Raw genomic sequence first — 25,223 nt, forward strand, 5'->3', positions numbered from 1 at the left:
AATTTTGCATCGATACTCTATAATTTCTCAGGTTATTTCCTATTTGTTTTCTTTAAATTCTCTCATATAATCTATAAACTGATCGAATAAGTAGTTAGGATCGTGTGGTCCTGGTGATGCTTCTGGGTGATATTGTACTGAAAATACTGGGTATTTTTTATGACGTACTCCTTCACATGTTTTATCATTCACTGATAAGTGTGTAAGCTCTAAATCTGTATCTTTTAATGATTCGATATCAACACTGAAACCATGGTTTTGTGAAGTAATATCAACTTTTCCAGTTATTAAGTTTTTAACTGGGTGGTTAGCTCCACGGTGACCAAATTTAAGTTTGTATGTTTTCGCTCCTGATGCTAATGCAATAAGTTGGTGTCCCATACAAATTCCAAAAACTGGAATTTTCGGCATAACTTCTTTAAGCATCTCAATTGTTTCTGGTACATCTTCTGGATCTCCAGGTCCATTACTTAACATAATTCCATCTGGATTAAGTCTGAAGATTTCTGCAGCAGTTACATTATGAGGTACAACAACGATATCACAATTACGTTCATTAAGTTCTCTTAGTATTCCTGATTTCATACCAAAGTCTACTAGTACTACTCTATATCCATTTCCTGAAGATAAGAAAGCTTTTTGCGTTGAAACTTGTTCAATTTGGTTCGTTGGTAAGTCAGTTTTTCTAAGATTTTCTAATTGTTCTTCCGGATCCATGCAAAGGTCAGTAATTATTCCTTTGATTGTACCGTGTTCTCTTATTTTTCTTGTTAAACTACGTGTATCAATTCCAGAAATCCCTGGAATGTTAAGCTCTTTTAATACCTCATCTAAACTGTATTCTGTTCTAAAGTTAGAAGGTTTTTTACAAACTTCCCTAACGATAAGTCCTTTAATACTAGGATTAATTGTCTCAAAATCATCTCTGTTGATTCCGTAATTTCCGATTAATGGATAAGTGAATGTTACTATTTGTCCATTGTATGATGGATCAGAAAGTGTTTCTTGATAGCCTGTCATACCTGTGTTAAACACTACCTCTCCTGCTAGTGCTTTGTTAGCACCGAATCCATATCCTTTATATACTGTTCCATCTTCTAAAATTAGTTGTCTATCGTAACTGTACATCTTTGTTCTCTCTTTCTAAGTTTTTTATTTTTTAAACTTCAAATACTTCACTATCTTTGTATGCAACTTGACCTTCACATAGTGTTAGTACTGGTATTCCATAAATTTCTTCTCCTACGTACGGTGTATTTCTACCTTTAGATAAGAATTTTTCCGGATCAATTTTTAGTGATTTTTCTAAGTCGATTACTACTAAGTCTGCAAAACCACCTTCTTCTAAACGTCCATATGGTAAATCGAAAGTATCTGCGACTTTTTCAGTCATCAATTTAACTAGTAAGTCTAGTGAGAATACTCCTGTTTTTACAAATTTTGTATAAAGTTGGCTGAATGCTGTTTCACTTCCAACAATTCCAAATGCAGCTTTTCTCATAGATAAGTCTTTCTCATGAGTAGCGTGTGGTGCGTGATCTGTTGCTATAACGTCGATTGTTCCATCTAATAAACCAGCAATTAGAGCATTTCTATCTTCACGTGCTCTTAGCGGTGGATTCATCTTCCACATTCCGTTATCTTCTGGAATATCCATTTCATCACTTATTAGGTGGTGAGGACATACTTCACAAGTTACTTTAATTCCTGCTGCCTTCGCTTCTCTTACTACCCTTACTGATTCTTTAGTAGATACGTGACAAACATGGTAGTGACAGCCTGCTGCTTCAGCTAGAAGAACATCACGTGCAATCTGAACACTTTCACATACTGAAGGGATTCCTGGTAAATCTAATTCACGACTTCTACGTCCACAGTGCATACATCCTCCGCGGATTAATGAGTTATCTTCACAGTGAGCTACGATTGCTTTATTTAATTTAGCAGCAACCATCATAGATTCATACATCATGTTAGCATCCTGTACTCCTCTACCGTCATCACTAAAGGCAAACACATGCTCAGCTAATTCTTCGAAATCAGCATATTCTTTTCCTTCTTCACCTTTTGTTATAGCTCCAAATGGTATTGCTCTAATTACTGAATCGCGTTCGATAATATCTAGTTGTAATTTTAGGTTCTCATAGTTATCTGGTACTGGATTTAAGTTTGGCATAGGCATCGCTGTAGTAAATCCACCACGAGCTGCCGCTCTTGAAGCATGGTAAATGTTTTCTTTATATTCAAATCCTGGTTCTCTCCAGTGTACGTGAACATCTATAAATCCTGGTGAAACGAATTTCCCTTCTAAGTCTAATACCTTAGCTCCACTCTCTTCGATATTCTCAGAGATTTTTACGATTTTTTTATCATCAACTAAAATATCTCTTTCTACTAATACACCATTTTCTAAAATTTTACCGTTTTTTAAAAGTAACATATGCTTCTCCTCTTTATAAATTATTATCTTTAATTATTTTTTCTATCATTGCCTGTCTCATGAACATCCCATTTTTCATCTGTTCAAAGATTACTGATTTAGGTGCTTCAACTAGTTCCGAAGCTATTTCCATATCTCTATTAACAGGTGCCGGATGCATAACTATTGCTGATTCTTTTAATCTTTCATAGCGCTCTTTAGTTAATCCAAAGTTATTATGATATTCATCTTTACTTAGTCCCATTTTAGAGTCATGTCTTTCATGTTGGACTCTTAGCAACATACAAACATCAACTTCTCCAACTACTTTATCGAAGTCTACTACTTCTCCAAGTGTCTCGTCTTTGAAAATATCAGGACAAACAAATCTTACTCTTGCTCCTAATCTTGTAAGCATGTTGTAATTACTTCTTGCTACACGAGAATTTTTTATATCTCCTGCGATAATTACATTAAGATTTTCGAACGTTCCAAATTTCTCATACATTGTCATTAAGTCAAGTAAACATTGGCTTGGATGTTCTCCACTACCGTCTCCTCCACTTAAAATCGGAATATTTAAGTTAGTCAGTTCATTGTAGTACGCATCTTGACTATGTCTGATAACCAACATATTGCAACCTAACATCTCTAATGTTTTACAAGTGTCGTATAAAGTTTCACCTTTATTTACCGATGAAGTTGCTACTTCAAAATTAATTACATTCAATCTGTGTTTATGCTCAGCTACTTCAAAACTATGTTTCGTTCTAGTTGAGTTTTCAAAGAATAAGTTCGCTACATATAGGTCTTCTCTCGGCTCTACTTGCTTACCATTCTTCAATTCTAAAGCTCTTTCTATCAGTTGATAAACTTCTTCATTTGTTAAATCCGACATTTTTACTATATTTCTCATAGTAGTTCCTCCATTTTGTATAAAAAAATACCTTGTATCCATTTGGCTACAAGGTATGACTGTTCATCAACTATTAAATTCAAGTTTTTATCTGGGCATAGTTATACCTAAATATAGCTATACTCAAATAAAGTATAAACTTTAAATTCAATCCCTTGTTAGCCTCTCTGGACTACCTTAAAAAGATTTTATATTTAAATTAATAATATTTCTTCAACATCGTCTACTTCATTCAAATGAACTTTTACATTTTCTTTTTTTGAAGTAGGAATATTTTTTCCAATATGATCTGCTCTAATCGGCAGTTCTCTATGTCCTCTATCTACAAGAATCGCAAGGCGAATTGCTTTTGGACGACTTGCATCAATAATAGCATCTATCGCTGCTCTTACAGTTCTTCCTGTATAAAGAACATCATCTACAATAATTACAACTTTGTTTGTCAAATCAAGTTTAAAACGCGGAACTTTTATTTCAGGTTCTTCACTTATTTTTTCTAAATCATCACGATAAAATTTTATATCAAGTGTTTCTACTGGAATATTAGTATTTTCAATTTCTTTGATTTTTTGTTTCAATCTTTTGGCGATATGAACCCCTCTAGTTTGAATACCTACTAAAACAATATCATCTAATTTATTTTGTTCGATAATTTCATTAGCAATTCTAGTAATCATTCTAGAAATCATTGTTTCGTCGAAAAGAATTCGTTTTTTCATACTTCACCTCAAAAAAATAGCCTACTCTATTGAGCAGGACAGCATAAATAAACTTGGTTTTCCAATTAATAAATCTTTGCTGACCTCTCTGGATCACATTAAAGATGTGTTACTCAAATTATCAATATTATATACCATAATAAGAGATTTGTCAAATGTATGATAGATTATTAGAGACAACAAGCATCTCTGTTAATTCCAAAAGTAAATTCCAGTTCAAATAAAAAACTGGAATTTAAGTTGAAACTATTTTTTTAACTAGAACTTAAGTTGAGACTTCAATGGTATCATTCCCAGTATCCTAAAAAGAGCTAGATAATAAAATACTAATAGATTTCTTTATTATTTACTACAATTTTTCTAAAAATCCTTTGAGTTCAAATGTTAATGATAATTCTTAATTTAAAATTGACCAATAACAACAGCAGTAGCTCTATCTAATGTGATTGAATCCACTGCATCTAATAATTCATTATAGTAAAAACCATCCTCTAAACCTGTTTTATCTGATAATGCGAAAACTTCAATTGTGTATCTATGATCCTTATCAGGTGGTGTTGGTCCAACAAAAATTGAATCAATTTCAGTAAAATCCATCCCCAATAGTGGACTAGAAAAACTATTTTTCCCCTGTTTAATAGAATTTTTATAGTCTAAACTATAGTTTTCAGGAATAATAACCTCATTATCCACTACCTCTATATCAGTGACAAGCCAATGAATCCATGGGAACGAACAAACTGGAATAGCATCATAGTCTATTAATGTAATAGCTACATACTTTGTTCCTTCTGGCAACTCTGTTATCTCAAACGGAAATGAACGTACTGGATTATTCTTAATAACATCACCAGGTTCTGCTTCTTTCCCAAATCGTTTAGGTAAAATATTTTCATTAAAAGGTAAGTTAATCTTCATTTTCAATCTCCTTTACAGATAAAATTAAATAATATATGAATTATATTATAAATTCAATAAACATGTCAAGGGTGAAGGAAACTCGCCAAAAAGCTAGACAAACTTATTAATTCCTCAAATAATAGAGTGATTCTAAAAAAGCTTTTATAAAGTTGTATCTACATATCAATAAACCACTACGTCTATGAGGTTTCATATAAACTTTTAAAAAATTTTGAAGTTTGAATCAAACCCTTTGTTTTTCTCCTAAATATACCATAGTTTTAGGCGATTGTTAAGAATTTAGGCGATTATTTATATTCTTTACTTTGTACTCCTGAGCTAGTCCCATCAGTGAAATTTCTCCTTGATGACTAATCAATGATTTTCTTACTACATTTCCTCTTCTTCATCCTTTTCTTTCCATCTAGCACTAGCAACCGCAGCTGAAATAAAACCTAATATTAAGAATGCAGCTATAATAATTTTTATCATAATTGTCCTCCTAAATATTTTTATTAACTTCTAATTTACTCAAATTTTAAAACTTCTTTATTTGTAATATTTATAACCTTAGTTGCAACATTATCGATAAATTCCATATCGTGACTGACCATAATTAGTATACCAGGATATTTCTTTAATATCTTCTCTATCGCTTCTATCGCAACAACATCTAAGAAGTTAGTTATCTCATCTAATAACAGTACATCTGTTTTTCTAAAAAGTAAACTTACAAAATAAAGTTTAACTTTCTCCCCTTTACTTAAAACTGATGTCTTCTTATTGATATCATCTCCTCTGAAATTTAGTAAAGCTAATATATTTCTAAGTTCAATATCATCTAGTGTAGTATATTCTTTCACAAACTCAAACAATGTTTTTTCTTCTTTAAAAATATCAAAGTTATTTTGTTCAAAATATGCTACTTGCAAAGAACAAGGAATAGACTTTTTCACATATTTCAGAAAAGTAGTTTTCCCTGAACCGTTTTTTCCTTTAATTAAGATTTTATCACCACTAGCAAAAGTAAAATCAGGTGATGTCCAAAGAATTTTACCATCTATTTCACAACTTTTCGGATCAATACAAAAACTCTTGTTATGAGTTTCCTTAAATATCTCTAAAAATTCAATATCATACTTATCTTTTAACGGCTTAGGTTTAATATTAGCCTGCAACTTATCTTCTTGTCTTGATATTTTTTTCTGTAATCTCTTTTTATTTTTTGAAATTTTATTTTTTACACTTATAATTCTATAATCTGATCCACTCATATTCTTTGGCTTTCCAGATTTTTTCCCCTGTTCCTCTTTCATCTCTTGGATGCTTTTCTTTATCTTTTTAACCTCTTTATTGTACTTTTGCAGTTCAGCTTCATACTCAGCAGTTTCAATTTCTTCTTGAAATTTGTACTCGTGATAATTTCCATTAAATTCTCTCACGGTATTATTTTCAATTATCCATAACTTTGTACAAACATTATTTAAGAAATTTCTATCGTGACTAGCAATACAAAAAGTTGCTGGAGTTCTTTTTATAAGATTAGCTATTTTATTAGCATTATTATAATCTAAGTATGTTGATGGCTCGTCAAGTAAATATAACTCAACATTCGATAATAAGCTACCTCTAATCTTGTTTACAACAACTTCTCCACCACTTTTTTTAAGAAGAGAACTCTCCCCAAATTCTAAAAACTCTGATGAAATGTTATTCTCATCTTTGAGCAAGTCATCTATATATTTTAACAAGGTTGTCTTCCCTGAACCATTTTTCCCTATTAACCCAATAATATCACCAGTATTTATACTCAATTTTTCAATTTTAAACAATATCTTCCCTTGTTTTTCAAACTCTATGTTTTTAATATTAAATATTTGCATACATTAACTCCTTTTTAATAAAATCTTTCTATTAATCTAATGTATCCATGCTCCCACCCCCGAATTGAGTTTTACTAGTGTCTATTTTACTCATATTATATCAAAAATAAAAAACAATTGAAAACATTTTCCTTAACAATTCTCTATTTACTAAAATATTTGTGCTATAATTGTATTTATAATTAATAAAAGTAATCCGGAGGTTTTTATGATTGAAAAAATTATACAAGATGAACTTGAAAAATTTTATCCAGAAATGATTGAACTTCGTCGCTATATGCATATGCATCCTGAAGTTTCATTTAACGAAAAAAATACAGCGAGATTCATTAAAGAATATTTAGAAAAAATTGGTATTACTAATATTAAAACAAACGTCGGCTTAAATGGTGTAGTTGCAAGAATAAAAGGACAAGATTCTTCAAAGACAATCGCCTTTCGCGCTGACTTTGATGCTCTACCTATAAATGATGCAAAAGATACTCCTTACAAATCTACAATTCCTAATGCAATGCATGCTTGTGGGCACGATGGACATACAACTACATTACTTGCAACGTGTAAAGTTTTAATGGATTATCAAAAAGAACTACCACATGACGTTGTAGCAGTTTTTCAATACGGAGAAGAACAAGCTCCAGGTGGAGCAAAACCTATGATAGATGCTGGTTGCTTACAAGGAATTGATGCAATATTCGGTGCCCATCTTTGGACGCCACTTCCACTTGGAACATTAGGCTATAGTTTTAGTGAACTGTGTGCAGCTGCAGATAGATTTGAAGTGAAAATCAATACTAAGGAAAATGCAAATATTATTGCTGCAGAATTTGTTAGTATGACTCAACAAATAGTTTCACGATTTTCTAAGCCAAGAGAAACACTAGTTATCACTTTGGGAAAACTTGAAAGTTCTGTTAAAGAAGCAAGTATTACCGGAACTATTAGACATTTCAATAAAGAACTTCATAAAATGGTATTAAATAAACTTCAAAACCTATGTGAAGCTTTAGAAAATGAATATTCTGGTACTAATATAGAATTTATCTACTACGGAGGTTATCCACCTCTTATAAATCATAAAAAAGGAACAGTAGAAATACAAAAAGCAACTTCTAAGATTCTTCCAGATATTAAACAGTTGGAAATTGAACCGTTAATGATCGGTGAAGATTTTGCATATTATGTTGAAGAAGTTCCTGGAGCATTCTTCTTAATAGGTGCAGGGAATTCAACATTCGCTAAATATCCACACCATCATCCAAATTTTGATTTCGAAGAAGAAGTTATGAAACAAACAGCTTCAATATTCTTAACACTAGCCTTTGATTCCGCTAATGTAATTAAAAATCTTAAGGAGGAACAATAGATATGAATATATATTTAGTTACTATCTACGGCAAAGGTGGCCACGGAGCTGAACCTCATGAAGCCATCGATACAACAGTTATCGCTGGTGAATTTGTTAGAAAAACTACAAAATATAAAAACATAGAGATAATCTCTGTAAAAAGTGGTGATGCTTTTAATGTAATCTCTGGTAAGGCTGAAATTAACTTAAAAACAGATAATTTAGAACAATTGAAATCAATACTAGCTTCACTGCTTATATATTACGGTGAGAAGACTAGATTTGAAATAATAGAAAATTAAAAAGACTGAGAGTAACTCGAAATCAGGATTTCATAGAAATCTTCAAGTTACCTCAGCCTTTATTTTTAATAATTTATTTCTGTAATATTTCCTTCACCCTTCTTTGTAATTCAGGTACTACTTCTTCAATAAACCATGGATTTTTATTATGCCAACGGAAATTCAATGGTGAAGGATGAACAATTGGGAAATAACGTGGCAAGTACTGTTTATAATTATATACAGTTTCCGTTAGATTCTGTTTTTTATCATTTCCCAAGTAATAATCTTGTGCATATTTCCCCACAAGAACAATAAGTTCTAGATTAGGCATAAGTTCCAAAACTTTAGCATGCCATTTTTTGGCAAAGTCTTTTCTTGGTGGTAAATCCCCACTTTTACCTTTACCAGGATAATAGAAATCCATTGGAACTACACCTATTAAACCAGATTTATAAAATATTTCATCATCTATTCCCATCCACTCGCGAAGTTTAACCCCACTTTTATCATTGAAGAAAATCTTACTCTCTTGAGCTTTAATACCAGGTGCTTGACCTATAATTAATATTTTAGCTGTGTTTGGCGTAGAAAATAAGGGTTCAATTCCTTTATCCGTGTATTTTTTATTATCACTATCTGCCATTATTTCTTGTTTCAATTGTTCAAAACTATCCATATTTTTCCTCTGAAAATTATTTTCTAACTAATTCAACTACCGCTTCAACTGCCGCTGTTCCTGGGAACATATCTACTGGTTGAATACGTCTAATTTTATATTTATCTTAACATGTTATCCTATTTAGTTCATTCGTTAAGTCTTGAAAATATTTTTCTCTTAATTTTTCTCTTAAACTTTCATTAAATTTTATCTTATTACTTGAGATTTTTCTATAATCTAAATTAAAAATTTTATTTGCTAATTGATATGTCAAGGTTTTAAAACTAGCATATTCTAAATATTCCTCATAGTTTCTTTCTTTAAATATACGAGTTAACTTTACCTCTATTTCTTCAATCTTCTCGTCAATCTTTTTGTCATTAAGAATTTCATTATAATAATGTCTTATATCTGTAATAGAAAAGTCTTTTTTTATCTTAGTAGTGTCTATTTCATTCATTCTTTCATCTACTAAATATTTAATAAAATTCCTAAGTATTTCTTCTCGTTTACTCTCAATATTATCCATACATGAATTAACAAATGCATTTTTTAAGGATTCTTTTTCATCAGGATAATCATCATTCAATACACAATCCAAGACATCCTCTACAATCAAGAGCGATTCAATTTCATTAACTTGTAAATGATATATATTATTTTTCTTAAGTTTTTCTAATTTTTCAAAAGAATGAAAATCTTTATCTATAATTCCAAATGCTTTATTAGTAAAAAAATTCAAACTATTATATGCCATTGTATATTCTATTACTTTTTTATGCCCTCCAACCGGCATAACAATTATTTTATTTTCAAATAATGAGTTATATACTTTATAATCTAAACTACTTTTATCACCTTCACAAAATAGTACTGGTTTTGTTGCTCCTACTAATTCCATCATCAATGGCTTCGGGATATTATTTTCTAAGGAATTCAGAATTTCTATTATTTCCCAGCTAAAATTTCCATTATATTTTTTGCACCAATGATAATATTCTACATTTCTTGAATTAATAAAATTTATATTGTGAGAAACATAAATAAAAGTACAATCATCTCTTTCATTCTCTAATAAATTCCACAATCTATTATAAATTGAAGAATTCAAAAAAGTTTCAGGTTCATCAATAATTATATAACTTTCTCTAGGCGCAAATAAAACTATTAATATATATAGGATAACTACTTTTTCTCCTTCACTCATATAATTTATATTATACTCTTCACCTTTTTTCACAGGAATTATACATAAATTATAATGATCAATTTTAAATTTTATATCCCCATATAATTTTTCCCAAATACCACACAACTTCGTATATACAGATTCTTTTTTATTTTCTTGTTCACTAGCATAATATTCTAGTGATACTTCTACATGAGAATTAACTGCTGCCACTATATGGTTAGTAAACAAATCAGAAATTTCATTTATTCTACTATTAATTTCATATAAAGCATTAAATGATTTTTTATTTAGATTTTTCTTTTGTCCTTCTTGAATTTTATCTCTAGTAACTATTCCTGAACCTCTAAAAAACATAATCTTTTGTGCAGGTATAACTATAATATTTTCAGAATCAGAATCCTTTAAAAATGATACTAACGAAGATTTCCCTGAACCATTTCCACCTACAATAACCGTATTTTCTTTCCCTAGAATCTTTAAATATTCTAGCCTTTTGAATTCCTCCACGATTTCTTTAAGCACCTTTTCTAAATTATTAATTTTTTCTTCCGATCCTTCTAGCGAGGAAATCTCACAAGAATTTAAACTCTTACTCTTACTATCTAATATATCTTCAATTACTTTTAATTCCCTAATATTAATATCATTTAAAGCTTCAATCTTCCCTTTTATTTCATTACATAAATTCTTAATTGATTCTTCTTTATTATCTAGCATTTTATCTAAATATAGCTTAAAATCTTCTAATTTCATAATTTCCTCCTCTTTTTCTCACTATTTTCTAATTAATTCAACTACCGCTTCAACTGCCGCTGTTCCTGGGAACATATCTACTGGTTGAATATGTCTAATTTTATATTTTCTTGTTAAAACTTTTAAGTCACGTGCTAAAGTAGACGGATTACAGCTCACATAGACAATTTTCTTAGCTTCAACTGCTAATAAGTTTTTGGCTAATGGTCCAAGACCTACACGTGGTGGATCTACTATTGCTACATCAAAGTTGATTCCTTTTTTCTTCCAACGTGGAACTATTTTATTAGCATCTCCTGCAACATAAGTACAGTTTTTTAGGTTGTTTAACTTAACATTGTCATTAGCATCTTCTATCGCAGCTGGAATAATATCAACACCATATACTTCTTTACAGTTACGGCTAACATATTGTCCGATTGTTCCAACTCCACAATACGCATCTAATACAACATCTGTTTCTTTCAGCGCAGCAAACTCAACTACTTTATCATAAAGTTTTTTAGTTGCCGGTGGGTTTAATTGGAAGAATGACTTAGCTGAAAGTTCATACTTAATATCTCCTATTTTTTCAACGATATAATCTGAACCATACAATGTAACACTTTCTGTTCCCATTACCAAGTGATCTTTGTCATTAGTGATATTTAGTATTATACTTTTAACGATTCTTTCACGTTTAAGTTCATTAACGACCTTATCCATGTTCTTAATCTTATCAGTATTAGCAACGAAAGTTATTTGAACATCCCCATTATAGAATGAAGTTCTTGTTGCAATATATTTCACACCATAATTCTTTTTATTTGTAGAGATTTCTACTTTATATTTTCCTAATAACTTCTTAGCTAAGTTTGTTATTTTATTACCATTCTCATGTAATGCTAAATCTTCATTAATTTCAACTAAATCGTTAGAACCTTCTTTATATAACCCTGCAATAACTCGCCCATTTCTAACAGCTAGTGGAAATTGATTTTTATTACGATACCCTTCTGTTACAGGACTCGCTAACGTTTTTAGTACTAATTTATCGGGTTTTGGCAGTCTATAATACTTATCAAATGCATCTAATAAAATTGTACGTTTATATTCTAATTGTTTTTCATAACTAACATGAGCTAAACCGTATGCTCCACTTTCTGCATATTCGCGTTTAATTTCTACTCTATGCGGGCTTGGTTCTTTTACTTTAACAAGTTTCCCAATAATGTATTTTGGTGTCTCCTCAACTATTTCACAAACAATAACCTCATCAGGTAAAGCACCTTTTACAAAAGTAATTTTCTTTTTATAATATCCTATACCCTCACCATTAATACCAATTTTTTTTATTGTAAGTAAGACATTTAATCTTTTTCCGTTTTTATTTTTCATCGTATCCTCATTCATAAAGATAAGCTGAGTAAAAGCAAAACACTCCCACTTCAGCTTATCCAATTCTACTATTATTTTATAGTTTTAATTTCGTTATCTAACTCTTCTACTAATGCAATTAATCTGTCAATTTGAGTTAAATCAACTTTTTCAGGTTCAATATTTTCTAACTCGCTTGCAAAATCTTCAAATTTTGTTTTTAATTCTTCTAAAATATTATTAGGCATAACATTCTCCTTTTTTGTTCTCTATTCCATTATAATATAAATTCATAAAAATTCAACTCATAACACAAAAATTAATAAATTATTTTATCAGCATAATATTTAGTATTTATTCAAAAATACTCTATTTTTTTCATTTTAGTGTTAAATAAATTATTATCATCTTAAAGAACACATTGTTTATGTAAATAATATCATTAGACATTTAAGGCGTTTTAAGGTACTATTAAGTTAGGAGTGTTATATTATGAATCATATAAATTTACAATTATCAAATATTAATATTTCTAGTATTTTTTATTATATTACTTCTATTTTTAATGATATAAATTTTGATATCGTGTTAACAATTTTCTTAATTATTAATACTTTATTGGCATTTTCAATAGTTTTTCTAGAGTATCAAACTACTACATCATCTTGGGCATGGATATTAGTATTATTCTTAATACCTTACCTAGGTTTTATCCTTTATTTAATATTTGGACGACCTATATATAGAGAAAAAATCTTTCCATGTTCAGATGAAGAAAAAATTAGATATCAACAAAACTTATTAAAAAGAACTGTTCCATATGAAATTACCAAAAACGAACAAGTAATTTATAAACACAGGAATCTAATAGAATTAAATTTTGAAACTGATAAATCATTCTTGTCTAAAAAAAATAAGATACAGATTATTACAGATGGAAAAGAAAAATTCAGATTACTTTTTGAAGATATAAAAAACGCCAAAAACTATATACATATTCAATATTATATTTTAAAAAAGGATGGTATTGGAAAACAGCTCTTCAGTCTTCTAGAACAAAAACTTTTAGAAGGTGTCGATGTATACATTCTTTATGATGATATTGGTTCAAGAAAATTAAGTATTTCATCGTTAAAACAATTAATAAAAAACAACGCTAAAATAAAAAGATTCTTCAAATCTAAATTTCCACTTATCAATTTCCGTATGAATTACAGAAACCACCGAAAAATAGTTACAATCGATGGTAATATCGGTTATACGGGGGGATTCAATGTTGGTGATGAATACCTAGGATTAGATAAGAAATTTGGTTATTGGAGAGATACTCACCTTAGAATCGAAGGAGAAGCGGTAGGTTCTTTAGAATATCGTTTCATAGATGATTGGAATTCACAGACAACAAAAAAAACTGATCAACTTAAATTAACGGCTGAACACGTTGCTAAAGCAGTAGATAATTATCTACCTATTCAGTTAGTTTCTAGTGGTCCAGATAATAAACTTCAAAAAATTAAATATAGTTATCTATATATGATTTCAAAAGCAAAAAAATATATCTACATCCAATCACCTTACTTTATTCCTGATGAAAGTGTTATGGATGCATTAAAGATGGCAATATTATCTGGAATTGATGTTAGAATTATGGTACCTAATAAACCTGATCACATTTTCGTTTATTGGGCCACATATTCATTTATTGGTGAGCTTGCAGAATTAGGAGCAAAAACTTATATCTACGAAAATGGATTTATTCATACTAAAATGATTATTATCGACGATGAACTATCAAGTCTAGGTAGCGCAAACTTCGATTATAGAAGTTTCAAACTTAACTTTGAACTAAATGCATTTATGTATGATGATAAAACCACAAAAGAATTTAGAGATATATTCTTAAATGATATAGAAAACTCAACTCTGATATCATTTTCTAAGTATCAACAAAGAAGTTTACTAATAAAAATTAAAGAAGCGTTCGCAAGGTTGATATCACCGATTCTATAGTTGTTTTATATTAAAAAATATGATATATTAATACATATGTATAATACATAGGAGGACAAATTTTAATGAAGAAGTTTAAAAAAGCTATTTTACCTATAGCATTAAGTATTTCTGTTATAGGATTAGCAGGATGCTCTGCTGGAGGAACAAAATATATCTCTAGTAAAGCAGGAGATGTTACAGAAAAAGATATCGTGGAAAGTATTGGTGCTAGCCAACTTTCTAAAACAGCTACAAGTATGATGATTCAAAAAGTACTTTTAGATAAATATAAAAATAAAATTGATCAAAAATCAATCGATGAGCAACTTCAAAAAGCTCAAGAACAATACGGTGGTAAAGATAAATTCGAACAACTTTTAAAACAACAAGGATTTACACTTGATAAATATAAAGATGGATTAAAAGTTAAAGCTGCTCAAACATTATTAATCAACGATTACGCTGGTACAAATGATGATAAATTAAAAGAAAACTACGAAAAAAATAAACACCAATATCACCTAGCACACATTCTTATAAGTGTTAAAAGTGAATCAAATCCAAACGGATTAAGTGACGAAGAAGCTAAGAAAAAAGCAGAAGACGTTCTTAAAAAACTTAAAGATGGTGGAGATTTCGCAACTTTAGCTAAAGAAAACTCAAATGATACTGCAAATGCTTCAAACGGTGGAGATTTAGGTTGGTCTTCTAAAGAAGATAACTCATTTGTTAAAGAATTTAAAGATGCAGCTTATTCATTAAGTAAAGACAAAACTTCTGATGTTGTAAAAACTTCATTTGGATACCACATCATTAAAGTATTAGATGAAAAAGATTCATCATTCGAAGAATTAAAACCAGCATTAGCTGAAAAAGCTGCTGAAGAAGCTGTTAAGAAAGATACTACAATCGTTAGTAAAGCTCTTAAAAAATTATTTGAAGAGTACAATGTAAAATCAAGCAACAGTGATGTTGAAGCATATATTAAATCTATGCTAGAAGGTACTGCTTCTGCTCAATAATAATATTAATACACAAAGATGACTATAAGAACTCATACTTATAGTCATTTTTTTTATAAAAATAAGAGTAATTTGAAAGTCATTTCTAAATAATACGACTTCAAATTACTCATTATTAATTATTTAACTTATATCATCTCTTGCACCTAAGATGTCAATAGCATTCTTTATACGATCTTTTGTTGGTGGATTAATATCATTTAATTCATAATCAATTCCTAATTCTTTATACTTGAATTTTGCCATATCATGATATGGTAATACTTCTACACGTTCAACCCCTTGTAACGTATCTATATATTCACGAAGTTTTTGTAGATAATAATCATCATCAGTCCATTTCGGTACAAGTACATATCTTATCCACATTTTTGCACCATTATCACTTAAAAAGTTAGTAAATTGAATAATATTTTTATTTGTTCGTTTTGTTAAACGCAAGTGTTGCTCATCGTCTATATGTTTTATATCGACTAAGAATAAATCAGTTAATGAGATTAATTCTAGTACTTTTTTATTCATACTTGGTGCATTAACATAAAAACCACCACAAGTATCAACGCAAGTATTGATTCCTAATTCCTTTAATTTTCTAAAAAGCTCTAAGATGAAATCAATTTGTAGTAGCGATTCTCCACCACTTACTGTAACTCCTCCACCATCACTAGCCTCAAAGAAATCACGATATTTCACTATCTCTTTCGTTAATTGATCCACTGTCATAACTTTAGCATCAGGATTTTGCATCTTCCAAGTATCTGGATTATGGCAATATTTGCATCTTAGCATGCAACCTTGAAAGAATACCACATATCTAATCCCTGGTCCATCGACATTACCAAATGATTCAACTGAATGTACATTCGCTGTCAATTCTTTTTTTTCTTCTATAGCTATTCCTTCTACTTTTTCCATTTCCATATGCGATTTCCTCCTTTTGCTAATCTATAGTTATTAATATCGTATTCTGAAAATATAATTATATTAATCTAAAAAGTGGAGGCCTTTCGCCTCCACCTTCTTTTAATTATTTGCTTAATTACATGAATTGGTGCATTGTACGGCTTAATACATCACGTTGTTGCTCTGGAGTTAAGCTGATTAAACGTACTGCGTATCCTGATACACGAATTGTGAAGTTTGGATAATCTTCTGGAGATTCAATAACTTTAAGTAATGTTTCTTTATTGAATACGTTAGTATTTAAGTGGTAACCACCTTTTTTGAAGTATCCATCCATCATTGCTGTTAAGTTTTTGATTTGGTCTTGTTTAGTTTTACCTAATGAGCTTGGTGTGAATGCAGCAGTTAAGCTGATTCCATCACGGCTGTATTCATATGGTAATTTAGCTACTGAGCTTAAGCAAGCTAGTGCCCCACTTTGGTCACGTCCGTTCATTGGGTTAGCACCTGGAGAGAATGGTTCTCCTTTACGACGCCCATCTGGAGTGTTACCAGTTTTCTTACCGTATACTACGTTTGAAGTAATAGTTAAGATAGAAGTTGTAGTTTCATCTGCACGGTAAGTTGGGTGTTTTTTAAGTTTAGTCATGAATGTTTTTAGTAATTCAACAGCGATTTCGTCTGCACGGTCATCGTTGTTACCGAATGTTGGGAATTCACCTTCAACTTTGTAGTCTACAGCTAATCCAGTTTCGTCTTCGATTGGAGTTACTTTAGCGTATTTAATAGCTGATAAACTATCTACTGCTACTGAGAATCCAGCGATACCTGTAGCCATGAATCTTCTAACTTTAGTATCGTGTAATGCCATTTCTAAGCTTTCGTAAGAGTATTTATCGTGCATGTAGTGAATTACGTTTAATGTATTGATGTATAGTTTACATAACCATTCCATGAATACATCGAATTTAGCCCATACTTCGTCGTAGTTTAATACTCCACGAAGAGGTTCTGTTTTAGGTCCAACTTGTACACCAGATAATTCATCACGTCCACCATTGATTGTGTAAAGTAATGCTTTAGCTAAATTAGCACGAGCTCCGAAGAACTGCATATCTTTACCAGTAGTCATACCAGATACACAACATGCGATAGATTTGTCACAAGTTCCTAAGAAGTCTGCAAGTAATTCATCACTTTCATATTGGATAGCACTGTGGTTAATTGAAGATTCAGAACAGTATTCTTTGAATCCTGTTGGTAATTTAGTTGACCAAAGAATTGTTAAGTTTGGCTCTGGAGAGTTACCCATGTTATCTAATGTGTGGATGAAACGGAAGTCTGTTTTTGTTACTAATGATCTTTCAGCATCTAACATTTCCCCGACGATTAATGTTGCCCAGATTGGATCTCCTGAGAATAATTGGTTGTAGTCTGGAGTACGAGCGAATTTAACGCAACGTAATTTTAATACTAAGTGGTCAATTAATTCTTGAGCTTGAGACTCGTTAATTGTTCCATCTTGTAAATCTCTTTCGATATAGATATCTAAGAAAGTAGCAATGTTACCGATAGACATCGCAGCACCGTTTTGTTGTTTGATAGCTGCTAAGTAACCGAAGTATAACCATTGTACTGCTTCTTTAGCGTTTGTAGCTGGTTCAGAAATATCAAATCCGTAGATCTTAGCCATTTCTTTTAATTCACCTAAAGCACGAATTTGTTCGCTAACTTCTTCACGGTCGCGGATAACGTGTTCAGTCATAACTCCGTCAGCTCCGATTTGAGCTAAGTCTTCTTTTTTCCAAGCGATAAGTTGGTCAACACCATATAAAGCTACACGACGGTAGTCCCCGATAATACGACCACGTCCGTATGCATCTGGAAGACCAGTGATTACACCAGATTTTCTTACTAAACGCATTTCTGGAGTATATGCATCGAATACACCTTGGTTGTGAGTTTTACGATAGTCAGTGAAGATTTTAATAACTTCTTCGTCTACTTCGTATCCGTATGCTTTACAGCTGTTAACAGCCATGTTAATACCACCGAATGTCATTAACGCACGTTTAAGTGGTTTATCAGTTTGTAACCCAACAACTTGTTCTAAATCTTTTTCAATATATCCAGTTCCGTGAGAAAGGATAGTTGAAGGAATACTAGTATCCATATCTAATGTTCCACCAGCTAAACGTTCTTGACGCATTAAATCATTAAATTTTTCTACTAATTTAGTAGTTGCTTCAGTTGGTCCTGCAAGGAAAGATGCATCTCCTCTATATTCAGTATAGTTAGATTTAATGAAATCTACTAAATCTACCTCTGTTTGCCATTTACCACCAACGAATGCTTTTTTTTCTGCAACTGTTGTCATATTAAGTCACTCCTTAATTTTTATTTTTATATTATATAAATTTATTAATTATTTGTTACACTCATAGTTTACAAAGAACTCATAATTAAAACAATAATTTTTACACTCGATTTGTGTATATTTTGTGAACTACAGTATTAGTACAGGTGTTTTTATTTCTGATAATTCATTTAAAAATTTTATGAAAATTAAAATTTAAAAAATGAAAAATTTACAGCAATAGCAATGAAAACGCAATAATTTAATGTTTTTCGATTCAAGGATATTTTTTATCCATTATATAACTGTTATTTAACTGAGTAAAAATTATGTAGCTGTTATCATTATGAATATATCAAAAAACAGTATTATTTTACGATAAAATAAATAGGTAATCGATATCCCTTATCAATTACCTATTTAAAAATACTATTTGAATATACTTAATAAGTCTGCATATCCTTCTTTTTCTAAATCTTCTTTCTTAATAAATCTTATAGATGCACTATTAATACAGTATCTAAGTCCACCCAACTCAGTAGGACCATCAGGAAACACATGCCCTAAGTGTGCATCTCCTACTCTACTTCTTACCTCTATTCTTTCTACATAATGTGAATTATCTTTATAATATCTAGTAACTTCTTTTTCTATTGGTTTAGAAAAACTTGGCCATCCGCACTGAGATCTAAATTTATCTTTCGAAGAAAATAATGGTTCACCTGTTGTTATATCCACATATATTCCTTCTTCAAAACTATCCCAATATTGTCCAGTATATGGACTCTCAGTTGCACTTTCCATAGTAACTGCATATTCTAAATCTGATAATTCTTTTTTCAATTCATCTTTTGATTTTCTTTCAAATTCTTCTGGATTAATTTTAATTTCTTCACTCATTTTATTTATCTCCTTTATAACTTATATATTCTTTTAAGTCTTCTATTATATGATTTCCATCTTTTACCCCTAAATTATACACGTGGTTTAGTTTTTCAATATCTTTTTCAAGTCGCTTTACATTAATATCTTCACTAGGTCTTATGACAAATACTTTCCCTTGCTTTTCTAACTCAAGTATTTTTTCTACTGTTTCATTATAATTCTTATATCTATTCTCTAACTTTTCAATTAGATGCGGATACTTCTTGTAGAATAACTTAAACTGTATACTTGTTGATTTTTTCTTTCTATATGAGATAGGTCTTGTCAATATTACTATAATTTTATCATAATTTTTCTTCTCAAAAAAATCTATAGGTATACTATTTGCTATTCCTCCATCAAGATATTTTTTTCCATCTACTTCTATTATTTCTGAAATAAATGGTAATGCAGAAGTGGCTCTTAAAGTCTCCATTTGCAGATAAGGATCATGGATTTTTATAAACTCCGCTTCTCCGTTTTCTATATTTGTTACAGTAGCATAGAAATTTGTCTTAGAATTTTTAAATGTTTTATTATCAAAAACATCAAGTTGAAAAGGAACTTTATAGTATGTGAAATCCTTATTAATCAAGTTTCCAGTTTTTATCCAACTTTTTAAACTCATATATCTCTTATCATTTATATAATTAACATTGTAACGAAGTGCTCTTTTAGGTTGCTTAGAAACATAATTCACTCCAAATAGTGTTCCTGCCGAAACACCTACGATATCTGTAACCTCTATATTGTTTTCCAAGAAGACATCAAGGACACCAGCTGTAAATAGTCCTCTCATTGCTCCACCTTCTAATACTAAACCTACTTTCATTGAATCACACTCCTTTTAAATTGATACTATTATATCATCTTTTTTTCATTAGTTTAAATAAATTTACTCGGGTACTAAGTTATGTTACTATTTAAAATGAGAAAAATAATTTAATTCGAGGTACATATGAACATACTACTAATCGGTGGCAATGGTTTTGTTGGAAAAGCATTAATTAAAGAATTTAAAAAATACAATGTAAAAGTCAGCTATTTATCTAGATCCCAAAATCGCTCTATCACTAGTGAAGAAGCAACGTGGATACAGGGAGATATTTTTGATCTTGATAATATAATGCTAAAAGAATATTACGATATAGTCATTCATCTAATTGGAACAATTAAAAATAAAAATCTATATTCAAAATTAAATACAGAAAGTGTGGCACAGACAATTAAATTATGTCAAAAACACAATATCAATAAACTCGTCTACTTTTCTGCAAACGGTGGCTTCAAACAATATTTAGAAAGCAAGGTTGCCGGAGAAAAATTAGTAGTAGATTCGAAACTAGATTATCTAATAGTACGCCCAGGTCTTATGTACGGTAAAGACAGACCTACCTCTTATTTCAATATATTACCGATTAAATTCTTTTCAAAATTAGGTATACCATTTTTCAAAAACGTGCATCCTCTTCCTGTTGAAAAAGTTGCAGAGTCAGTAGTTAAAAATATTCTTAGAAATACTGATTCAACTATTATTGAAATAATAGATATGAAATAACTATTCAGGATGACTTAAAATCTTTGTTTCTAAATAAAACAAGTTTTTAAGTCTATTTTTTATGACATTTGTCATATTACTTTATGACATTACCTACTAAAAGACACTCTCCTACTTTGATATAATTTAATTATCAAAGATGAGGTGAGCAAAATGTCATTAAATAACATTATAGAAGTAAAAAACATAACAAAAACAATTAAAGGGAAAAACATCTTAAATGATATTTCTTTTGAAGTGAATTCTGGTGAATGCATTGCTTTAATCGGACCTAATGGGGCTGGTAAGACTACGCTAATGAACTGTCTATTAGGAAATAAATTTATCAATTCAGGTTCAATAAAAATTAACTCTTTAAATCCAGGAAACCAAAAACTAAAAGAATTTCTTAACATACTTTCTCAGGAAAATGTTGTTCCTGAAAAACTAAAAGTAAAAGAACTACTAGATTTTATACAGAAATTATATAAGAATCCATTAACAAATGAAGAAATCGATGCACTTTTAAGATTTGATGAGTCTCAAAAAGATAATTTTGCTTCTAAATTATCAGGTGGGCAAAAAAGATTATTATCTTTTATTATTACATTAATAGGAAGACCAAAATTAATTTTCTTAGATGAACCAACAGCTGGCATGGATACATCAACACGTATCAGATTTTGGGAAATTGTGAATAACTTAAAAAATAAAGGTTTAACTATTATTTATTCATCACACTACATTGAAGAAGTAGAACATACAGCAGATAGAATCTTAGTTCTAAATAAAGGAAAACTAGTTCGTGATACTACTCCACATGCTATGCGTGCTGAAGAAATTGAAAAATACTTCACACTACCTATAAAATATCTAGATTTATTGAAAGATAGTGATATTATAAATAATTTAGAAATAAAAACAGATAATATTAATTTCTTAACAAAAAAACCAGATGAAGTATGGCATATCTTACAACAAGCTGGTTGCACGTTTAAAGAAATTGAAATTCAAAATAGAACTTTATTAGATAGTATTTTTGTAACTACAAAAGAAAACGGAGGAGATAAATAATGAAAAATCTTGCCAACTTATTAAACATAGAATTTATATTCATAAAAAGAAACTTAACTAATTTTATTATGGGATTAGGCTTTCCAGTTATCTTCTTTATATTATTTTCTGGAATGCAACAATTCGATGATCCTGAAACAAAAGCACGTGTAGTAAAAGATATGCTTATCTCTATGACTGCATTTAGTAGTATAAGCTTCGCTTTATTTTCTCTTCCTATTTCTATAAAAGAAGATGAGAAAAATAACTATCTACACATATTAAATAATTCTCCTATAAAAATATCTGAATATTACCTTGCACGTTTTATTCGTCTTATAATTACATTTATTATATCAATAGTTGTTGTGTTCTCTGTTGGTCATATCTTTAGAGACGTTAATATGACTGCTCGTGAATGGATTATGTCGGCTGTTCTAATGCTTATTGGAAGTATTACATTTTTAGGTATGGGATTACTACTAAGTCTTATTAAATCAGAAGAAAAACTTTCATTACTTGCTAATATATTATACCTAGGACTTGCTATGTTAGGTGGACTTTGGTGGCCTGTTTATCTTTTCCCAAAATGGTTGCAAAATATATCTAAACTGACACCAACCTATTATTTATTAGATTTCGTTAATAAATATATTAAAGAAGATATTTTCTCTTATAAAGCTCTAGCTATACTTCTAGCATATTCAGTTGTATGTATAATTGCTACATTGGTAATAAAAAACAGAAGAGAATCAAAATAATAATATAAGAGTGTGGATATATTATTCACACTCTTATATTATTATGGTATTATTAAAGAATAAGGAGGCTGAAATGTATAAAAAATTACTAAATTTATTAAAGGGAAATTATGGGTTTTATCTATCTTCGATATTTTTTATATTCCCACTTGTATATGTTATTAGTGGAAGTTATCCAAAATATACATTACCCTTAACTATTCTCGCCATCGCTTCATATATAGGAATGTTATATACAAAAAATAGAGTTCTTGTTTTTACAGAATGGTTTTATTTAATTGCTTATATCAGTTACATGACCATTGTTTTATATCCAACGAACATTCTATTTAGTTTTTATTTAAGTAATCTACTCGTTTGGCATTTTCATGATAAGTATTTTACATACAGAACAATTAGTTTTTTCATAACAATAAATTCCCTAACATTATATATAATTGCTAATCCCAAAATGAATATTGGAGATAGAATAATCCTATTTATTTTTTCTTCTATGTGTATCATAACTTATTTCACCCAAAAATATGGCTATGAAAGAAATAAATTGAAAAATGAACGTTTAAAACACAATGAACATATTAATCTACTTCTTGCTGAGAATGAAAGAAATAGAATCGGGCGAGACTTACATGATAGTATCGGTCATACTTTTGTAATGCTAAAATTAAAAGCAGAACTCGCTGAAAAATATTTAGAAAAAAATAATATTGAAGCAGCCAGAAAAGAACTCAATGAAATCAGTGAAATCAGTAGTGCTTCAATGACAGAAACACGATCTATAATTAATAAATTAAAACATAGAAGTATTAATGAAGAATTGAAAGTTATTTCGGATATTATGACAATGGCTGATATTTCATTGGATATTAAGAATAATGTGATTACATCCCCATCTCAACTAGTTGAATGGACTATTACAATGGTTCTAAAAGAATTAACAAATAATGTTATTAAACATAGTAATGCTAGTAAATGTAATATTGAAATAAATGAATCTAGTAATAACTACACTGTTATTATCTCTGATAATGGTATAGGTTTTGAAAGTATCGACGGAACTGAACTAGCTTCTATAAGAGAAAGAATTAAACTAGTTAATGGGGTAATAGATATAACATCAAAAAAATCACCTACAACTATCAAAGTAACAATTAACAAATAAAAAGAGGAGGATAATATGAAATTACTTATCGCTGAAGATCAAAGTATGTTACGAGATGCTATGGCAACATTATTATCAATGCAAGATAGTGTTGAAAGTGTACTTCAAGCTAAAAATGGAAAAGAAGCTATAGATTTAATTTCTGCTAATGATATCGATGTAGCTATACTTGATGTTGAAATGCCTGAAGCAACAGGATTAGACGTATTAGAATATATTCGTAGCAATAACATAGATTGTAAAGTTGTTATTGTAACGACCTTTAAACGAATGGGGTATTTCGAACGTGCTATAAAAAATAACGTAGATGCCTACGTCTTAAAAGATCGTTCAATAGATGAACTTATGAAAACTATTAACAACGTCTTAGCAGGACACAAAGAATACTCACCCGAACTAATGGAGAACATCTTTAATAGTCATAACCCTCTAACAAATCAAGAAAAAATTATTCTTTTAAAAATTAAAGAAGGATTATCCAATAAAGAAATCGCTAACGAACTGTTTTTATCCGAAGGAACTATCAGAAACTACATTTCTAATATCCTTACAAAATTAAACTGTAAAAACAGAACGGAAGCTGTAAAAAAATCTACTGAGGAAGGATGGCTTTAGATGACAAGAAAACTTGCTATAAGATTATCATTACTTTCATCAATATTATATATAGCTCTAACAGTAATTTACTTTGCTTATACAATATCAAAAATTAATCATTCTGACAGCCCTAGTGCTGGCGCTGGTTTAGGTTTGCTACTTGCATTCCTAATACCACACTATTTTATGCTCTTAATAGCAGTTATTTTTAATATTGTTATCTCATTAATAAAATTCACAAAAAATCATTTAATTATTATAAATATAATATTATATATCATAGCTGGCGCACTAGGGATTTATATTGGATTTTTCTTTATTATTTCTATTATTTTCCAAATAATATTCTTGATAATTGCATACAATAAATAAAAACAGGAACAACTTACAGTCCTAAATTTTTAAAAAAGTGGATATGATAACTCATAGACGCAGTGGTTTATTGATTTCAAAAATCGCTTTATAAAAGCTTTTTTGAAATCTAATAA

The 25,223-nt window shown here is 29.8% G+C and carries 24 protein-coding genes; 10 read left to right on the forward strand and 14 right to left on the reverse strand.

From position 1 onward, the window contains the following. Positions 1-39 precede the first annotated feature (39 nt). The 6 genes from carA to O3884_RS05820 form a co-directional block, all read right to left on the reverse strand. The gene (carA, locus tag O3884_RS05795) at positions 40-1,128 is read right to left on the reverse strand and encodes a glutamine-hydrolyzing carbamoyl-phosphate synthase small subunit (protein ID WP_003144720.1); all 1,089 of its coding nucleotides are present in this window, start codon (positions 1,126-1,128) and stop codon (positions 40-42) included. A 31-nt stretch (positions 1,129-1,159) separates the two neighbouring features. Continuing rightward, positions 1,160-2,440 (reverse strand): dihydroorotase, encoded by a 1,281-nt coding sequence (locus O3884_RS05800; protein WP_314091313.1) that lies wholly within the window; start codon positions 2,438-2,440, stop codon positions 1,160-1,162. A gap of 13 nt (positions 2,441-2,453) precedes the next feature. Then, complete coding sequence (locus O3884_RS05805; RefSeq protein WP_371452346.1) at positions 2,454-3,335, reverse strand: aspartate carbamoyltransferase catalytic subunit; 882 nt, start codon at positions 3,333-3,335, stop codon at positions 2,454-2,456. A 194-nt stretch (positions 3,336-3,529) separates the two neighbouring features. After that, positions 3,530-4,054, reverse strand: a complete 525-nt coding sequence (gene pyrR / locus O3884_RS05810; RefSeq protein WP_371452348.1) for a bifunctional pyr operon transcriptional regulator/uracil phosphoribosyltransferase PyrR — start codon at positions 4,052-4,054, stop codon at positions 3,530-3,532. Between the two features lie 402 nt (positions 4,055-4,456). After that, entirely contained in the window at positions 4,457-4,972 is a 516-nt protein-coding gene (locus tag O3884_RS05815; protein WP_274459964.1) for a YbhB/YbcL family Raf kinase inhibitor-like protein, read from the reverse strand. Between the two features lie 509 nt (positions 4,973-5,481). Then, positions 5,482-6,837 (reverse strand): ATP-binding cassette domain-containing protein, encoded by a 1,356-nt coding sequence (locus tag O3884_RS05820; protein ID WP_371452350.1) that lies wholly within the window; start codon positions 6,835-6,837, stop codon positions 5,482-5,484. Between the two features lie 208 nt (positions 6,838-7,045). Between O3884_RS05820 and O3884_RS05825 the strand changes: the two genes are divergently transcribed. Together O3884_RS05825 and O3884_RS05830 are read left to right on the forward strand one after the other, a co-directional pair. Beyond that, a complete protein-coding gene (locus O3884_RS05825; RefSeq protein WP_371452352.1) occupies positions 7,046-8,203 on the forward strand; it encodes a M20 metallopeptidase family protein in 1,158 nt (385 codons plus the stop codon). A 2-nt stretch (positions 8,204-8,205) separates the two neighbouring features. Next, complete coding sequence (locus tag O3884_RS05830; protein ID WP_371452353.1) at positions 8,206-8,487, forward strand: peptidase dimerization domain-containing protein; 282 nt, start codon at positions 8,206-8,208, stop codon at positions 8,485-8,487. Positions 8,488-8,560: 73 nt separating this feature from the next. Here the strand turns inward: O3884_RS05830 and O3884_RS05835 are convergent, their stop codons facing one another. From O3884_RS05835 to O3884_RS05850, 4 genes are all read right to left on the reverse strand, one after another. Then, positions 8,561-9,145 carry a uracil-DNA glycosylase family protein gene (locus O3884_RS05835; RefSeq protein WP_371452355.1) on the reverse strand — a complete coding sequence of 195 codons (585 nt, stop codon included), beginning with the start codon at positions 9,143-9,145 and terminating at the stop codon, positions 8,561-8,563. A gap of 106 nt (positions 9,146-9,251) precedes the next feature. Next, the gene (locus tag O3884_RS05840) at positions 9,252-11,072 is read right to left on the reverse strand and encodes an AAA family ATPase (RefSeq protein WP_371452357.1); all 1,821 of its coding nucleotides are present in this window, start codon (positions 11,070-11,072) and stop codon (positions 9,252-9,254) included. Between the two features lie 21 nt (positions 11,073-11,093). Next, on the reverse strand, positions 11,094-12,449 hold the full coding sequence (gene rlmD, locus O3884_RS05845) for a 23S rRNA (uracil(1939)-C(5))-methyltransferase RlmD (RefSeq protein WP_371452359.1): 1,356 nt from the start codon (positions 12,447-12,449) through the stop codon (positions 11,094-11,096). A gap of 71 nt (positions 12,450-12,520) precedes the next feature. Then, complete coding sequence (locus O3884_RS05850; RefSeq protein ID WP_003144715.1) at positions 12,521-12,676, reverse strand: SE1561 family protein; 156 nt, start codon at positions 12,674-12,676, stop codon at positions 12,521-12,523. Positions 12,677-12,920: 244 nt separating this feature from the next. On the opposite strand from O3884_RS05850, the gene cls reads away from it, so the two are divergent. Together cls and O3884_RS05860 are read left to right on the forward strand one after the other, a co-directional pair. Then, the gene (gene cls, locus O3884_RS05855) at positions 12,921-14,438 is read left to right on the forward strand and encodes a cardiolipin synthase (RefSeq protein ID WP_371452361.1); all 1,518 of its coding nucleotides are present in this window, start codon (positions 12,921-12,923) and stop codon (positions 14,436-14,438) included. A gap of 65 nt (positions 14,439-14,503) precedes the next feature. Continuing rightward, positions 14,504-15,442: a foldase protein PrsA gene (locus tag O3884_RS05860; protein WP_371452363.1), complete on the forward strand. Its 939-nt coding sequence runs from the start codon at positions 14,504-14,506 to the stop codon at positions 15,440-15,442. A 123-nt stretch (positions 15,443-15,565) separates the two neighbouring features. Here the strand turns inward: O3884_RS05860 and pflA are convergent, their stop codons facing one another. The 4 genes from pflA to O3884_RS05880 all read right to left on the reverse strand — a co-directional run bounded on the left by pflA (position 15,566) and on the right by O3884_RS05880 (position 20,457). Further along, entirely contained in the window at positions 15,566-16,363 is a 798-nt protein-coding gene (gene pflA, locus O3884_RS05865; protein WP_371452365.1) for a pyruvate formate-lyase-activating protein, read from the reverse strand. Between the two features lie 118 nt (positions 16,364-16,481). Further along, a complete protein-coding gene (gene pflB, locus O3884_RS05870) occupies positions 16,482-18,722 on the reverse strand; it encodes a formate C-acetyltransferase (RefSeq protein WP_371452366.1) in 2,241 nt (746 codons plus the stop codon). Positions 18,723-19,130: 408 nt separating this feature from the next. Next, positions 19,131-19,601 (reverse strand): peptide-methionine (R)-S-oxide reductase MsrB, encoded by a 471-nt coding sequence (gene msrB, locus O3884_RS05875; RefSeq protein ID WP_371452367.1) that lies wholly within the window; start codon positions 19,599-19,601, stop codon positions 19,131-19,133. Position 19,602: 1 nt separating this feature from the next. After that, entirely contained in the window at positions 19,603-20,457 is an 855-nt protein-coding gene (locus O3884_RS05880; RefSeq protein ID WP_371452369.1) for a patatin-like phospholipase family protein, read from the reverse strand. Between the two features lie 126 nt (positions 20,458-20,583). On the opposite strand from O3884_RS05880, the gene O3884_RS05885 reads away from it, so the two are divergent. The 6 genes from O3884_RS05885 (at position 20,584) to O3884_RS05910 (ending at position 25,107) form a co-directional block, all read left to right on the forward strand. After that, on the forward strand, positions 20,584-21,183 hold the full coding sequence (locus O3884_RS05885) for an NAD-dependent epimerase/dehydratase family protein (protein ID WP_371452371.1): 600 nt from the start codon (positions 20,584-20,586) through the stop codon (positions 21,181-21,183). A 153-nt stretch (positions 21,184-21,336) separates the two neighbouring features. After that, on the forward strand, positions 21,337-22,236 hold the full coding sequence (locus tag O3884_RS05890) for an ABC transporter ATP-binding protein (protein WP_371452373.1): 900 nt from the start codon (positions 21,337-21,339) through the stop codon (positions 22,234-22,236). Beyond that, entirely contained in the window at positions 22,236-22,976 is a 741-nt protein-coding gene (locus O3884_RS05895) for an ABC transporter permease (protein WP_371452375.1), read from the forward strand. Before O3884_RS05890 ends, O3884_RS05895 begins: the two co-directional genes overlap by 1 nt. 544 nt (positions 22,977-23,520) lie before the next feature. Beyond that, positions 23,521-24,138: a sensor histidine kinase gene (locus O3884_RS05900; RefSeq protein ID WP_371452377.1), complete on the forward strand. Its 618-nt coding sequence runs from the start codon at positions 23,521-23,523 to the stop codon at positions 24,136-24,138. Between the two features lie 15 nt (positions 24,139-24,153). After that, positions 24,154-24,753, forward strand: coding sequence for a response regulator (locus O3884_RS05905; RefSeq protein ID WP_371452379.1), 600 nt, complete (start codon positions 24,154-24,156; stop codon positions 24,751-24,753). Beyond that, positions 24,754-25,107, forward strand: coding sequence for a hypothetical protein (locus O3884_RS05910; RefSeq protein ID WP_371452381.1), 354 nt, complete (start codon positions 24,754-24,756; stop codon positions 25,105-25,107). Positions 25,108-25,223: the final 116 nt, after the last annotated feature.

It is taken from the genome of Gemella sp. 20925_1_85 (genome assembly GCF_041433735.1).
GTDB lineage: Bacteria > Bacillota > Bacilli > Staphylococcales > Gemellaceae > Gemella.